At 44.6% G+C, this 13257-nt stretch carries 14 protein-coding genes; 10 read left to right on the top strand and 4 right to left on the bottom strand.

Annotated features, from left to right (window positions below):
- Positions 1 to 12: 12 nt before the first annotated feature.
- A complete protein-coding gene (locus tag FFR00_RS05620) occupies positions 13 to 1572 on the bottom strand; it encodes a Re/Si-specific NAD(P)(+) transhydrogenase subunit alpha (protein ID WP_137672403.1) in 1560 nt (519 codons plus the stop codon).
- A 415-nt stretch (positions 1573 to 1987) separates the two neighbouring features.
- Between FFR00_RS05620 and FFR00_RS05615 the strand changes: the two genes are divergently transcribed.
- Positions 1988 to 2431, top strand: a complete 444-nt coding sequence (locus FFR00_RS05615; protein WP_137672402.1) for a hypothetical protein — start codon at positions 1988 to 1990, stop codon at positions 2429 to 2431.
- Positions 2432 to 3161: 730 nt separating this feature from the next.
- On the top strand, positions 3162 to 3287 hold the full coding sequence (locus FFR00_RS21960) for a hypothetical protein (RefSeq protein WP_255437773.1): 126 nt from the start codon (positions 3162 to 3164) through the stop codon (positions 3285 to 3287).
- A 109-nt stretch (positions 3288 to 3396) separates the two neighbouring features.
- Here the strand turns inward: FFR00_RS21960 and FFR00_RS05610 are convergent, their stop codons facing one another.
- Positions 3397 to 4281: a LysR family transcriptional regulator gene (locus FFR00_RS05610; protein WP_137672401.1), complete on the bottom strand. Its 885-nt coding sequence runs from the start codon at positions 4279 to 4281 to the stop codon at positions 3397 to 3399.
- 115 nt (positions 4282 to 4396) lie between these two features.
- On the opposite strand from FFR00_RS05610, the gene FFR00_RS05605 reads away from it, so the two are divergent.
- The 6 genes from FFR00_RS05605 (at position 4397) to FFR00_RS05580 (ending at position 9595) form a co-directional block, all read left to right on the top strand.
- On the top strand, positions 4397 to 5578 hold the full coding sequence (locus FFR00_RS05605) for an MFS transporter (RefSeq protein ID WP_161985098.1): 1182 nt from the start codon (positions 4397 to 4399) through the stop codon (positions 5576 to 5578).
- A 59-nt stretch (positions 5579 to 5637) separates the two neighbouring features.
- Entirely contained in the window at positions 5638 to 6930 is a 1293-nt protein-coding gene (locus FFR00_RS05600) for a condensation domain-containing protein (protein ID WP_137672399.1), read from the top strand.
- A gap of 141 nt (positions 6931 to 7071) precedes the next feature.
- Positions 7072 to 7329: a GrxA family glutaredoxin gene (locus tag FFR00_RS05595; RefSeq protein ID WP_137672398.1), complete on the top strand. Its 258-nt coding sequence runs from the start codon at positions 7072 to 7074 to the stop codon at positions 7327 to 7329.
- A 174-nt stretch (positions 7330 to 7503) separates the two neighbouring features.
- Positions 7504 to 7701, top strand: a complete 198-nt coding sequence (locus tag FFR00_RS05590; protein WP_235836167.1) for a DUF4250 domain-containing protein — start codon at positions 7504 to 7506, stop codon at positions 7699 to 7701.
- Positions 7702 to 7759: 58 nt separating this feature from the next.
- The gene (locus tag FFR00_RS05585) at positions 7760 to 8353 is read left to right on the top strand and encodes a hypothetical protein (RefSeq protein WP_137672397.1); all 594 of its coding nucleotides are present in this window, start codon (positions 7760 to 7762) and stop codon (positions 8351 to 8353) included.
- Positions 8354 to 8563: 210 nt separating this feature from the next.
- Positions 8564 to 9595 (top strand): porin, encoded by a 1032-nt coding sequence (locus tag FFR00_RS05580; RefSeq protein ID WP_137672396.1) that lies wholly within the window; start codon positions 8564 to 8566, stop codon positions 9593 to 9595.
- Positions 9596 to 9769: 174 nt separating this feature from the next.
- Here FFR00_RS05580 and argA read toward each other — a convergent pair whose 3' ends face one another.
- Complete coding sequence (argA, locus tag FFR00_RS05575) at positions 9770 to 11101, bottom strand: amino-acid N-acetyltransferase (RefSeq protein ID WP_137672395.1); 1332 nt, start codon at positions 11099 to 11101, stop codon at positions 9770 to 9772.
- Between the two features lie 182 nt (positions 11102 to 11283).
- On the opposite strand from argA, the gene FFR00_RS05570 reads away from it, so the two are divergent.
- Complete coding sequence (locus FFR00_RS05570) at positions 11284 to 12006, top strand: TetR/AcrR family transcriptional regulator (protein ID WP_161985097.1); 723 nt, start codon at positions 11284 to 11286, stop codon at positions 12004 to 12006.
- On the opposite strand, the gene FFR00_RS05565 is transcribed toward FFR00_RS05570, so the two are convergent.
- Positions 11998 to 12210 carry a hypothetical protein gene (locus FFR00_RS05565; RefSeq protein WP_137672393.1) on the bottom strand — a complete coding sequence of 71 codons (213 nt, stop codon included), beginning with the start codon at positions 12208 to 12210 and terminating at the stop codon, positions 11998 to 12000. The two genes, FFR00_RS05570 and FFR00_RS05565, sit on opposite strands and share 9 nt — an antisense overlap.
- Positions 12211 to 12383: 173 nt before the next feature.
- Between FFR00_RS05565 and FFR00_RS05560 the strand changes: the two genes are divergently transcribed.
- Positions 12384 to 13208 carry an HDOD domain-containing protein gene (locus FFR00_RS05560; RefSeq protein ID WP_137672392.1) on the top strand — a complete coding sequence of 275 codons (825 nt, stop codon included), beginning with the start codon at positions 12384 to 12386 and terminating at the stop codon, positions 13206 to 13208.
- The last annotated feature ends 49 nt before the right edge of the window (positions 13209 to 13257 follow it).

Genomic DNA, 13257 nt, shown 5'->3' with positions numbered 1-13257 from the left:
TGACTATTTCTCCTATTTGTCTTTGCGGAACATTTTCAGCATCCGCTGAGTCACAGTAAAACCACCGGCGATGTTGATGGTGGCGATAAGCACGGCAATACCCGATAGCAACAATACTACCCAGGAGGTGTCGGCTTTCATTTGTACTAAGGCACCCACAATGATGATGCCACTAATGGCGTTAGTTACGCTCATTAATGGTGTATGCAGTGAATGGCTCACGTTCCATACCACGTAGTAACCAACAACACAGGCCAACATAAATACGGTGAAGTGCTGTAAGAAGTCTGCTGGAGCAGCATCGGCTACCCAAGCAAAGGCGGCGAGGCCAGCGGCTGCAATCAATGGTTTTACCCAAGGTTTAGCAGGCTTTTCTTCTACCACTACTTCTGGTGTTGGCGCTGGTGCTTCAACTTTAGGCTGGGCACTAACTTGAATGGCGGGTGGTGGGAAGGTGATTTCGCCTTCTTTCACTGAGGTTACGCCACGCAATACTTCGTCTTCGAAGTTGATGTTAATTTCGCCGTCTTTCTCTGGGCAAAGTAACTTAAGCAGGTTAACTAAGTTGGTGCCATACAGTTGGCTAGCTTGCGCTGGCAAACGACGCGAGATGTCGGTTAAACCAATAATGGTTACGCCATGTTTAACGGCAATTTCACCGGGCTCGGTTAACTCACAGTTACCACCAGTAGCGGCTGCCAAATCTACAATCACGCTGCCTGGTTTCATTAATTCAACCATGTCAGCCAAAATCAGCTTAGGTGCTGGGCGACCAGGAATTAATGCGGTGGTAATGATGATATCGACTTCTTTGGCTTGTTCGCGGAACAAGGCCATTTCAGCATCAATAAAGGCTGCGCTCATTTCTTTGGCGTAACCGTCACCGTCGCCAGTGTCTTCTTCTTCGTAATCTAACTCTAGGAACTCAGCGCCCATTGAGTTGATTTGCTCTTTAACCTCAGGACGAGTATCAAAAGCACGAACAATGGCGCCTAGGCTACCCGCGGTGCCCAATGCGGCTAAACCGGCTACACCTGCGCCAATAATTAATACTTTGGCTGGTGGTACTTTACCTGCTGCAGTAATTTGCCCGGTAAAAAAGCGACCAAAGTGGTTGGCTGCTTCAATAACCGCGCGGTAACCGTCTACGTTGGCAAGTGAACTACGCGCATCTAAAGATTGAGCACGAGAGATCCGTGGCACCATGTCCATGGCTAGCAAGTTAACCTTGGCGGCTTTAAACTTTTCTAGCAATTCAGGATTTTGTGCAGGCCATGCAAAACTGGCTACGGTTGCACCTTCTTTTATAAGGGCAAGTTCGTCAGTGGTATCGTTGCTGCCATCTAAAGGCGCATTCACCTTAAAAATGAGGTCGGCTTGAAAAGCCTGCTCTTTAGTTACGATATCTGCGCCGGCTTCTGTGTAAGCTTCGTCATTAAAGCTGGCCGCTGTTCCTGCGCCGCTTTCCACTGCCACAGAGAAGCCGAGTTTTAGCAACTGCTCTACGGTTTTTGGGGTGGCGGCTACCCGGCTCTCCTGGTCGAAGATCTCCTTAGGTATTCCGATTTGCATAGTGTGTTCCTGCTATTGGTTTTTATGTTGAGTTGCTATTTGGGCAACACGTCGCTGCATATTAAATATTTGTTAGTTCCTGCAAGTTAACTAACTTTACGCATTTGGTGTGATATGAAAGAAAACTACGGCCTAACAGTCAAGTAACTTCGCACAAAAGTATCGCTTATTTCTAATGGTCAAACCAATTTGTAAAGTTTATCGGTGTGATAGGTTATGCCTAGGTGTCATTAGGTTAGTAAAATGTAACGTCGTTCCTGAGTGATCCCAGAGTAGTGGCATGGAAATAGCTGGATACAACTACGTCTACTACTCTTTAGTAAAGGCTTTATGCCTAAGCAGAACGATTGCTTGATAAACCCTTAACAATAAAAGAGGAAGTAGCTACATATACTAAGGTAGGTTGGAGGTCGTTATGGCTATTGCATTATCGTTAATTGTAACAATGTTGATGTGGGTAAATGTGGTTTATGCTAACACTGCGCTTAAATTTGATTTCAGCGTTGAGAACGAACTTGAGCAACCCCAAGCAACTAAAAATTTATTTAGTGATATTAATTGGTTACAAGAGCAACAGTTTAATACTTCGCAAACCAATACTGCCCAGCCAGTGACTTCCTCTGAGCAACAATCTACTTTTTTACGCTACCAACAAGTGCCGCAGTGGCGGGCCAATTGGCGCGGTGGCTTACGTTGGCAGGCTCAGCAAAACTTAATGTTTCGTGCCAAAGGTAACCGCATGTCTGGCCATTTAACCCTGTCGAATAAAACCCTATGTGCCATTTGCAAAACGCAAATCGATACCACTGTGTGGAAAAACGGCCATGTGCAATTACAGTTGCGTTCTTACTTCGAATAGCTTTGTCCTTGGCAATTATCAGGATATAATTTCTACTGGTAAAATTATTGGGGACTTAAATGGGCTATGTGCTGTTGGCCTTATTGTTGGTAATCGTTCTTCCTGCCGTTAGCTTTTTTCTTGGATACATCCATCTTTATTTGGAATATGGGGTCGTTGTATCGGCAACAATTATCGGACTGTGGTTGTTTTTCGATTTTGTGAAAATAAAGAAGCGCTAAGTCCAGTCTCCACGGGGCTTAGCGATAACTCATTATTTAAGTTTTTTGTCATTAGTGGTTTATTTGAATAAATATTCACATGTGTTACGGCTAGTAAACACTAACTTGTAAGTGATTGATTCATCTATTGTTATTCTCTGGCTATTTAAACAAATATAGCCAAATCTAATTAAACCAAGATCCCTACATATCAATTAGCTATAAGCCATTCTTTGGCGTTTTTTTGTTTTCATTAAGTTATTGATTTTAATGATTAAAAATATTGTCGTTTTTGGCCGACATCTCCAAAGTGGTAAATTAGTACTTCACATTTCTGATAAAAGCCTATAGATTACCTCCCGCAAGACTGAGCTAGATCAAGAAAGAGTGGGCTAAATAGGATTTTTACCGATTATTTCTTGTGCAATTTTTATTCACTAGCTAGCCTTACTTACGCAAGTGGCAATAAGCAAAACATAAGCAGAAATAATACTTTTTTAAACTTGCAACAACCTAGGAGACTTATCTAAATGGAACAAGACCAACAGCAAACGATGCGTTGTTTTGCAACGGGTAAAGGCTTTTTTGTACGCCTGCCTATCAGTGAAGACATTGAAGCAAAAGAACCTGAATCAGATGTTGAAGCGGCCGAGTAAACTACGCTGTAGTTGCCTTTTAAACTCGTGACTTAATATTTACGCTTGTTACATCCTATAAACCGCTAGCCTAAACGCTAGCGGTTTTTTTATGCCCGAAGACAATTTGCTAATGTGTGTTTTGGATTTGTTGACGCAGGTGCTGCAGAAAAGCGCTGATATTGGGGTTTTCAAAGCGATGCGCTGGGTAATAGGCGCACACGGTGCGTTGCTCCGACAACAAACCCGGCACCACTTCAACCAATTTACCGTCTATTAACTGTTGCTGAACTAAATCTTCGGAGACCAATACCACTCCCATATGGTGTACTGCTGCCTGAATAGCTGCCAGCGGGTCGTGAGTGATGAAACGAGAGGCTTGGTTTAATATTGTGCCGTCGTTAAATTTTACCCCTCCAGAGCGTATTTGCCCTTGTACTAATAACAGCGGAAGTTGCTTGAGTTGCTTGGCATTTTCTACTGGACCATGAATAGACAAAAAACGTGGGCTGGCGAAGCACTTCACTGCGTAGTCAAATAAATGCAGCATGCGATAACTGGTGCTGTCGAAGTTGTCTATTTGCCGACTGATAACAATATCTAAGGATAGATCGGGAATCACTCCTGGCTCTATTTCTGATAGCTCTACTGTTAAATGTGGATGCATGGGTAAGAAGGTGGCGATAATGGGGGTAACAAATAGGCTACCCGACACAGCAGGAGAGCCAATGCTTAAGTTGCCAGTTAATCCTTGGGTTGAGGGACCCAGTTGCCGACGCATGTTGTCGAACTGACTTAACCAATCACAGCTTTGCAAATAGAACTGTTGGCCTTGTTCGGTGGTGCGTACCCGCCGAGTGGTGCGTAATAGTAGTTGGCAGTGTAGCTGAGACTCTAACCATGATATGCGCTTGCTACAAGACGATGTGGTTATGTTGAGCTGGTGAGCTGCTTGTACAAAGCTATTGCTTTCTACTACTGCTACATAGGTTTGCACTACATTTAGCCAATCCATTACTGCGCTCCTGGTTGATTGTTTCCCTCAGGGAAATAAATCATGTCTTTAATGAATGATTATCCGCGCTTAGCAATAAATTACAATAAACTCGCTGATGTATTGGAGTTTGTTAGTGACTTATTCGCGTATTCCCCTGTTGTTCTCTATTGCCTTTATTGCCTGTTCTCAATTAACCAACGGCTTACTTACCCCTGCGCTACCAGAAATGGCGCAGCACTTTGCGGTAGACGAGCATTTAGTACAGCGGCTTATTGTGTGTTTCATTTTAGGTTTAGGCATCTCTCAGCTGTTTTATGGCCCGCTAGCCGACAGTTATGGGCGTCGTCGTATATTCTGGCTGGGGCAAAGTATTTTCTTGCTAGGTAACCTGCTTACTTTTTTAGGCTTAAATAACCTTAACTTGTTGTTGGCGGGAGTCATGATTCAAGGTTTGGGGGCTGGCAGTAACCAAATTTTGGCGCGCTGCTTGATTAGCGATAGCTACCGCGGAAAACATCTTAAAAATGGTTTTGCTTGGTTAGGTATGGCTGCGTCGGTGATTCCGGTTTTAGGGCCCGTGATTGGCGGTATTGTTACGGCTTACTGGGGCTGGCACTATCTGTTCATTATTATCGGCATGGCTGGCGCGAGTTTAATGATTATTGCCGCTAAGTTGCTGCCCGAAACCCAAGCCGAGCGCGGCCCGCCGTTACAGGTTAAGCGGGTGGTTAACGATTACCTAATGCTAGCCTGCGATAGCAATTTTGTTCGTTACTCCAGCTACGGGTGGATCGCTAGCATTGGTTTGATGTACATGATTAGTAGCGCTCCGTTTATCTTGCAGCATGATTTTGGCTTAAGCGCCGACGACTTTGGTTTAATGATGATTATTCCTGCTGGCGGGCTCGCGCTTGGTAGCGCCTTTACTCGACGATTCACCGGCCGTTGGCCAGAGCAGCACATACTGGGATTTGCGTCTTGCTTGCCGTTTGTCGCGGCCTTTATTTTGGCTACTCAAGCGCACTCTTTAGCGTGGGTGGTAGTGGGTATGGCGATGATAAGCGTGAGTGTCGGGGTTATTTATCCTATCTCACAAGCTGGCTTGTTTGGTTTGTTTCCAAGCCAAGCGGGCGCAGTGTCTGCGTTAAGTGGTACCACTCAAATGACCTTAACCGCTATCGCGGTGGGCGGTTTAACGACCTTGTTGGTGCCAAGTCCTGATGCGATGGCGATCATATTTAGCATCATGGGTGTGGGTTTAATGCTAAACATGGTGATCCAGATACTAAAAGTGAAAGTCCCATCTATGCAATGATGAGCCTTGTTAGTCACTTAGCTGCAGCTGTAGTTAAGTAAATCAACAAAGGAGCATTGATGATGATTCGCCCTTTAGGTGTAACTGAAGCTTTATTTGCCGAACTCACTAGCACCGGCGCTATGTTAGTGGTGAATGCAGTAAGTGTGAGAGGGCAAATCAACCCGACTCACATTGCGCATATTCATCAATTATTGCAGCAGCGCCACCCATTGCTATCGGTATGCCTTTCTCAAGTTGATGAACAATGGCAATGGTTGCCGAGCTCAAAACCGCCGAGTGTTGAGGTGATTGAGTTTAACGGCGACGACGCAGTGTTTCCGCAATTTCTCACTGAACATATGCAGCAGCAAACCAATACTCCCTTAAGTGCGTCTGGTTTGCTTTGGCGGGTGAGGGTGCTGATAGGTGCAGAGCAGTCAGCGCTTATTGTAAGTATGCACCACAGTATTTGTGATGGTTTATCGGCCACGGCTTTATTAGCCGAGTGGTTAGAGCGGCATCAGCAAGTGGCCGAGCAACAGGCGCCGCAATTTGTCCCCTTTGCTATTCGCCAGTGTATACACCATGCCATTCCTGATATTGATTTATCGACAGGTGAAAGTCCTTTTTGTGCACCGATTACACCTGAGCAAACAAGCGCTTGGCTTAGCCAAACCAGCCCACAACGCTTGCAGCAAAATAAACTGGCGCTGCTGGCCTTTAGCCAGCAACAAACTACTCAGCTTCTAGCGTTGGCGCGAGAGAATCATGTGAGCTTGACTATTTTGCTGTACACCGCGGCCGTTGAAACCGCCTTGGCCTTAGCTAAATCAAACACGACTTTGGTTAGCGCAGGCGGAAATGCTAACGTGCGGCCAATAGTCGCGCCTCCGGTAGATGAGCATGAGCTAGCGTGTTACGTATCGATGTTCTCTTTTGCGGTAGATTGTTCCGCAGAGCAAGCCTTTTGGCAACGCGCCCAGCAAGTTAATGCCCTATATCAGCAGCAAGTAAATACCGGGCTGCATTTAGTCTCTTGTAGCGATGAATGGTGGCAAGCTCAAGCGCCGCGCCGAGCGGATGACGATATGAAGCAAGTGGCGGGGCGCTTTAATTGCTTACACTTGTCTAACCTTGGTAACATCGCCCCTTTATTCGCCCAGGCAAGCGCTACTGCATTGGTTCCGCAGCAATATTACTTTACCGCTGCTCAGCATCTTATTGGCGCTATATTCTGGTTGGGTTCGCAAAGTTTGGCCGGTGCGTTAACGGTTACCATTAACTGCGTAGAACCGATGATTAGTGCAGAAATGCGCAACAACTTTGTTGAGCAGTTTAAGCAGTGTTTGTTAGCAATGTCTGATGGATAGAGCAATGAAAGAAACTAATCAGTACGCAGGTCTATAGAGTTTGATAGTTGTTGCCTATCGCTAACAACGAAATATTCAATTTTTTAATTTAATGCTTAGCCGTTATAGTAAGCCCAATTCACGTTATTCTGGAGTTTAACAATGTTTGCAGTAATTTTTGGTCGTCCGGGTTGCCCTTATTGTGTTCGTGCAAAACAGATTGCTGAACAACTTAGCGAAGCACATGAAGACTACAGCTTCCGTTATGTTGATATTCATGCTGAAGGTATTTCTAAAGCTGATTTGGAAAAAACCGTAGGCAAACCTGTAGAAACAGTACCGCAGATTTTTGTTGATGAAACACACGTGGGCGGCTGTACAGAATATGAAGCATTAATGCGTGAGCAATTTGATATCTAATTGCTAAGTAAGATGCGGTTAAAGCCTGGCCTTGGTCAGGCTTTTTGCGTTTTAAGGCTGGGTAAATAAAAACGTACAGCAGATTAGGCAAATGCTAGGTTCAAAATTTGTCACCCTTGCTGCTTTTTTAGCTAAGCTCAAATTAACTCAATACCATTTAATACTCGGGAGAGAATGATGGATGCTAGCTACATGTTAAACCTAGAAGCCAACATATTATTGGGCATTGTGAACGAAAAGTTACGCCTAGAGTGCGATAGCTTGGAAGATCTCGCCTTAACGTTTGGCCTTGAAGAGCGATCTTTAGCGCGCCGTTTAGAAACTATTGGTTATCACTATAATGCGATAAGTAACCAGTTTAAGCAGATTTGATCTTGGCTTAAGTGACTGAATGTTAGACACTGTTGATGTGTCTAACAGGAGGTTACCGATGCTAAAGAAAGGATGTTTTTTACTTGCGTGGAGTATTTCGCTACCGGCTCTGGCCGATCTTAGTATTGGAGCGGGTTACACCTTTGGTGGTGAAATGACCGATCTTGATACAGAAGAAACCTACTCGGTGCGTTCTGCGCCTTCTTATATGGCGGCTTTTGATTTTGCCACCACTAGTGGTGAAAACCGCAAGCGCGAAACCTACGACAATTACGTTGGGGCTTTAGTCTCTTGGCAAAACACCGAGATGAACGACAACGCTAACACCGACGTTGACGTATTGTATGCTCACCTAACTGCCTCTCGCCGTTGGCAGTATGAGAATTTTGAAACCTTTGCTAGTGGTGGTGCCGGTCTTACCCATTTTGCGGCAAGCCCTGGCAGCGACACCCAGCGTTTTTCTATTAGCATTGGTGGTGGTTATTTTTATCACCTAACCGAGAACCTCGATTTAAAACTAGAGGGGCGCTTGTACGGCACCTTTGTAAACGATGGCACCAAAATAGAATGTGGCCCAGGATGCCAAGTGACCTTCGTTGGCGGTTATTGGTCGCAATTGGGTCTTAATATGGGCTTGAATTACCGTTTCTAGGTGTTTGAATCAACCGTATTTTAATCTGCATGCGTTTAATTAACTTGAGCATTAACTAAATAAAATGCTTAATAATTAGTCGCTTGCAGAGCTTTCCTTAAAGTTCCGCTGTCATTAATCTTTAATATTTCAGTCACCTCTCTGTCATTTACCAGTCCTAAGATTTGTTCAACTTTTACTTGATACAGTTCACATTTTTTAGGGATTAAAATGAAAAAGCTTACTCTTATTGCTATCGCAGTTGCCGCTGCTTCTGGTTCAGCTAACGCTGCTAAAGTATACGAAGACGAGAAACACGCTGTAGACCTATATGGTCGTATTTACGCGGGTTACACTGCTGGTGACGACGCTGGTAAGTCTGATAACTTTGGTGCAGATCAATACGTACGTTTTGGCGCTAAAGTTAAATCTATGATTGGCGCGTCAAACTATGCTTTAGGCCGTTACGAGCTACAAATGGAAAACAACGGCGAAGGTGACAACACTTCAGCAACTAAAGCGCGTTTAGCTTACGCTGGTTTTGGTGGCGACTTCGGTGAAGTTACCTTTGGTCGTAACTACGGTGCTCTAGAGTTAGTCGCTGACTGGACTGATTCAAGCTACGTTAACCCATACGGTAACTCTGCTATCGGCATCAGCTCTAGCCGTGAAGAAGGTATTGGCCGTTCAGACAGCGTTCTTAAATACGCGGGTGAATTCAGCGGTTTCGATATCCACGCTTCTTACAAGTTTAACGACAACCAAAAAATGGAAGATGCTGATGGCAACCAAACGGTTGACGCAGACAACTCTGCTTACGGTATTGCTTTAGCTTACACTTTTGATTTTGGTCTTGGTCTAGGTGCGGGTTACAACATTGCTAACAATGGCGAAGCAAAAGACAGCAAGCTAGCGTTATTGGGTGTTAACTACGACGCAAATGGCGTTTACGCAGCAGCTAACTACTCGATGGGCGAAAACAACAAAGCATTTAAACTTCACGGTTCAGATGCTAAAAACGAGCACACTGGTTACGAGCTAGTAGCGGGTTACAAGTTCACTAAAACCTTCCGTGCGCAAGCGATGTGGAACAAAGCTGAAGTTGAGCCACAAGGCGGAGCTAAGTACGACAACGTTGATTACTACACAATTGAAGGCCGTTACGACCTAACTAAGCAATTGCGTATCGTTGCTGCTTACCAAATCAACAACATCGACAATGCTGAGAACGAGTTCCACTTCGCAGCACGTTACGACTTCTAAGACAGATATAACACACGCTAAGCGCCTAACTTAGCGTGTTCCTTATTTTCTTGTGTATGTTTGTCTTTTGCCAGCGCCTTTATGGCGCTGGCTTTTTATTTTGTACAGATATACTCAGCATAAAAAAAACACTCACAGTGGAGTGGCTTTTTAGTGTGAGTGGCCGACAGCGAGTTAGCGCTCAACATCCATAATTAAAATTTTAGAGCGTCGCTGCAGGTTATAAATAGCCTGTTTCTCGGTGGGTAAGTCTTCGAAATCAGCGGGGCTAAAACCACGCTCCCTGAACCAATGAATACTTTTAGTTGTGAGCACAAACAATTTTGCTAAACCCTGTTGACGGGCTCGATTAACAATGGCTTGAAGTAGTCGATCACCCCGGCTCGCTTGGCGGTATTGCGGATGACTAACTAAACACGCTAACTCACCAACGTTTTCATTATTGAAAGCGTACAATGCAGCACACCCAATGATCATGCCGTCGCGCTCAACAATGGTAAATCGCTCAATTTCCATTTCTAGTAACTCGCGGGAGCGCCTTACCAGTATGCCTTCTTCTTCCAACGGGCGAATCAGCTCAATGATGCCATTAATGTCATCCAATCTCGCTTCTCTAACTCGCTCATAACTATATTGCACCAGCTGAGTGCCACTGCCGTCACGGGTATAGAGCTCTTTTAGCAACGCGCCGTCTTGCTGGTAACTGACCAAATGACAGCGGTCGATACCTCGGTCACTGCATTGAATGGCCGCCCGCAAATAACGCAGAGTGTCTTTGTCGGTATCACGTAAAAAAGGCTCTGAGCGCATTAGCTCGTTGGCCGCATCAGGTAATAGTTCGCTAATCAACAGGCCTTTGTCATTGTGAATACCTTGCTCGGGACTGAAGTAAATTACTTTATCTGCTTTCAAAGACACCGCTATTTCGGTGGTGATATCTTCCGAGCAAATGTTAAATAGCTCGCCGGTTACCGATACTCCTAATGGAGACACCATGACTATTTCGCCATGGTCCAGTTGGCGTTTAATACTTTGGTGGTTAATGCGGCGTACTTTTCCGGTATGAAGAAAATCAATGCCATCTTCAATACCAATTGGTTGCGCGACTACAAAATTGCCACGAACTACGTTGATATGGGCTTGATGTAAAGGAGAGTTAACCAAGCCCATCGATAGCTGAGCTTCAATATCCATTTGGATTTGACCGACCGCTTGCTTAATGATGTTTAAGCTGCGCTCATCGGTGATCCGCTGCTCGCCAGCAAACATGCAGCTGTGGTGGTGCTCCTCGATTAAACTGTCTATTTGCGGGCGGGCGCCACACACCAAGACAATTTTCACACCAAGAGTTTTGAGCAAGGCAATATCTTGAATAATGTTATTAAAGTTGGCGCTAGTGCTAGCTTCCCCGCTTAACATCACTACAAAGGTTTTACCGCGATGAGCGTTTATGTAAGGAGCCGACTGGCGAAACCAGCTGACTAAATCTTCGGCAGAGCGGTTCAAATTCTTCTCCGTGAATAACTAAACGTAAGATTTGACTTGTTAGTCAAATATTCGGTTATTGTTGCATATCCATCAACATTGTCGAGCAATAACTTTTTCTCGATGACAAATCTTATACATATGTTATGGCCAATTCAGTTGTGTACTATCGCGAGGTAGAGTATAAGCTGCTGTATCATTTAATGACTACCTCAGTATATGTTGAGGTAGCAGGTAAAAATGGAATAAATTTATTACGAGAGGTATTTATGGATAACTATGTCGTACCTGAGCATTTGGCCATGCGTAAGCAACCTAGCCAAGAGCGTACCAGACGACTAGTGGAACACATCTTAGACAGCACCTTGTCTTTGATTCAAGAGCAAGGGATGGCTGCAGTAAATACCAACTTGATCGCCCAACATGCAGAAATCGATATTGCTTCGTTGTACCGCTTTTTTAAGAATAAAGAGGCCATCTTCTTTTCGTTGGCTTTGCGCTGGTTTAAAAAGGTTCAAATTGTGGTGGAAGATGTAAACTTCCAGCAAACTCTAGGCAATATCGTAGAATATCCAGATAGCGCCCAAAGCAAGATAAACGCTCTGGATGAAACAGAAGTGATGTTAGTGAGTTTTCATGAATTGTTTACTCATGATAAAGACTTTAAGGCGCTTGAGAGCTGGCACCGAGTGATAGTGATAGAGCAAACTAAGCGCTCATTTATCAGTCATGGCTCGAAGTGGGATGATGAAGCCTTAACCAGTGTTTGTTTGTATTTGTACGGGCTTACTCGCAATTTTATGGCGGGTACCATAGGGTTTTCGGCAGAAGAGCATCACCACCAGTTCACTTGGTTTCAAATCATGCTGAATCAATTACGAAAAATGGTATTGCTAGAAAAAGTACCAGAGAAGTTTTTACGCTAGGGCATTGCTCACAATATGTGCTTGGTTGGTAGTAGGGTATTCTTGCTCATCAACTAGGCGCTCTGCACCCAAGCAATGTAACCAAGACCCATAATCTAAGGTTTTGTTTCCTAATATTAATTCTTTTAAGACCTGTTCTGATAAACCTTGAGTAATAGGTTTACAGCTGGGCCAAGATTTCCTGTCATTTTGTGCGATCGTCACTGTATTTTCTACGCCTATAAGGTCAAACTGTTCTGCATATAAGATTCAGTGTGGGTCAATTTGGCGATAAACAAGCTCACTTGTTTAGTCTATGTGAATTAACGCTCAATTTTTGACCAGGTAAAGAGTGAAAGCATGCAGTGCTTCACACTATTTTTTTAGGAGAGTTGTCCATGGAACTGGAAGCCTTTTTCCAGCAGGTAAAAAAACTGCCAGTAATGCCGCAAATTATGCAGGAATTACTGACAAGCATTAATGATGAAAATGTCGATCTTCACCATTTGGGTAAAAAGCTGGCGACCGATCAATCCTTGGGTGCGAACGTATTAAAAATGGCTAACTCAGCCGCGTTTCGTGGGGTTAAGCAAATTGACTCTATTGAAGCGGCCGCTATCCGCTTAGGTTTAAAACGGGTTCGCTCACTGGTAGTGGCTGCGGGCTTAAATGGCATGATGCCGAGCAAAAACTTCGACCAACAACAGTTTTGGGGACAAGCCATGTACGTGGCGTTGTTAGCGCAAGCATTAGCTAAAAGTACCCATGTTGAACCTGAAACAGCCTTTACCTGTGGCATGTTACATAACTTTGGTGAGCTGCTGATTGCCAGTGCAACGCCTGAAGAAGCAGGGTTAATTGAGTTGTGCCTAGAAACAGGCGAAACGCGGGTGTCGGCACAGCGTAAAACCTTGGGTTTAGATTATGCGCAAATTGGTGGCGAATTAGCGCGTCGCTGGAATTTCTCACCGGTGATTACCGATGCCATTGAACAGCAGTTAAATCCAATGGACTTTGATGAAGTGTCTAAACCTGCGGTGTTAATCCGCTTGGCGATATTCGCGCATCATGCCTTAAACGCCGGTCTCAGTGCCGAAATGGTAGGTAAAAACTTACCTGAGCCGCTATGTGAAGTGGTTGAGTTGGATAAATCTACCGTAGCTAGCTTTATTGAAGAAGCGGTAGAACAGGGCGAAGCAATGGTTGCTACCACGACTGCCTAGATTCAAACAGTTTGTTAAAAAAGGGGTTAGCTTAGCTAACCCCTTTTTG

Origin of the sequence: Agarivorans sp. Toyoura001 (genome assembly GCF_005405585.1) — a bacterium.
GTDB lineage: Bacteria > Pseudomonadota > Gammaproteobacteria > Enterobacterales > Celerinatantimonadaceae > Agarivorans.
This window is presented reverse-complemented; position numbering and strand designations above follow the sequence as displayed.

Bases quoted from the DNA above. Each gene is read 5' to 3' on its own strand.
- FFR00_RS05580 (WP_137672396.1), top strand. From the start codon at position 8,564: ATGAAAAAGCTTACTCTTATTGCTATCGCAGTTGCCGCTGCTTCTGGT.
- FFR00_RS05585 (WP_137672397.1), top strand. From the start codon at position 7,760: ATGCTAAAGAAAGGATGTTTTTTACTTGCGTGGAGTATTTCGCTACCG.
- FFR00_RS05600 (WP_137672399.1), top strand. From the start codon at position 5,638: ATGATGATTCGCCCTTTAGGTGTAACTGAAGCTTTATTTGCCGAACTC.
- FFR00_RS05570 (WP_161985097.1), top strand. From the start codon at position 11,284: ATGACTACCTCAGTATATGTTGAGGTAGCAGGTAAAAATGGAATAAAT.
- FFR00_RS05615 (WP_137672402.1), top strand. From the start codon at position 1,988: ATGGCTATTGCATTATCGTTAATTGTAACAATGTTGATGTGGGTAAAT.
- FFR00_RS21960 (WP_255437773.1), top strand. From the start codon at position 3,162: ATGGAACAAGACCAACAGCAAACGATGCGTTGTTTTGCAACGGGTAAA.
- FFR00_RS05590 (WP_235836167.1), top strand. From the start codon at position 7,504: ATGATGGATGCTAGCTACATGTTAAACCTAGAAGCCAACATATTATTG.
- FFR00_RS05620 (WP_137672403.1), bottom strand. From the start codon at position 1,572: ATGCAAATCGGAATACCTAAGGAGATCTTCGACCAGGAGAGCCGGGTA.
- FFR00_RS05560 (WP_137672392.1), top strand. From the start codon at position 12,384: ATGGAACTGGAAGCCTTTTTCCAGCAGGTAAAAAAACTGCCAGTAATG.
- FFR00_RS05595 (WP_137672398.1), top strand. From the start codon at position 7,072: ATGTTTGCAGTAATTTTTGGTCGTCCGGGTTGCCCTTATTGTGTTCGT.
- FFR00_RS05610 (WP_137672401.1), bottom strand. From the start codon at position 4,281: ATGGATTGGCTAAATGTAGTGCAAACCTATGTAGCAGTAGTAGAAAGC.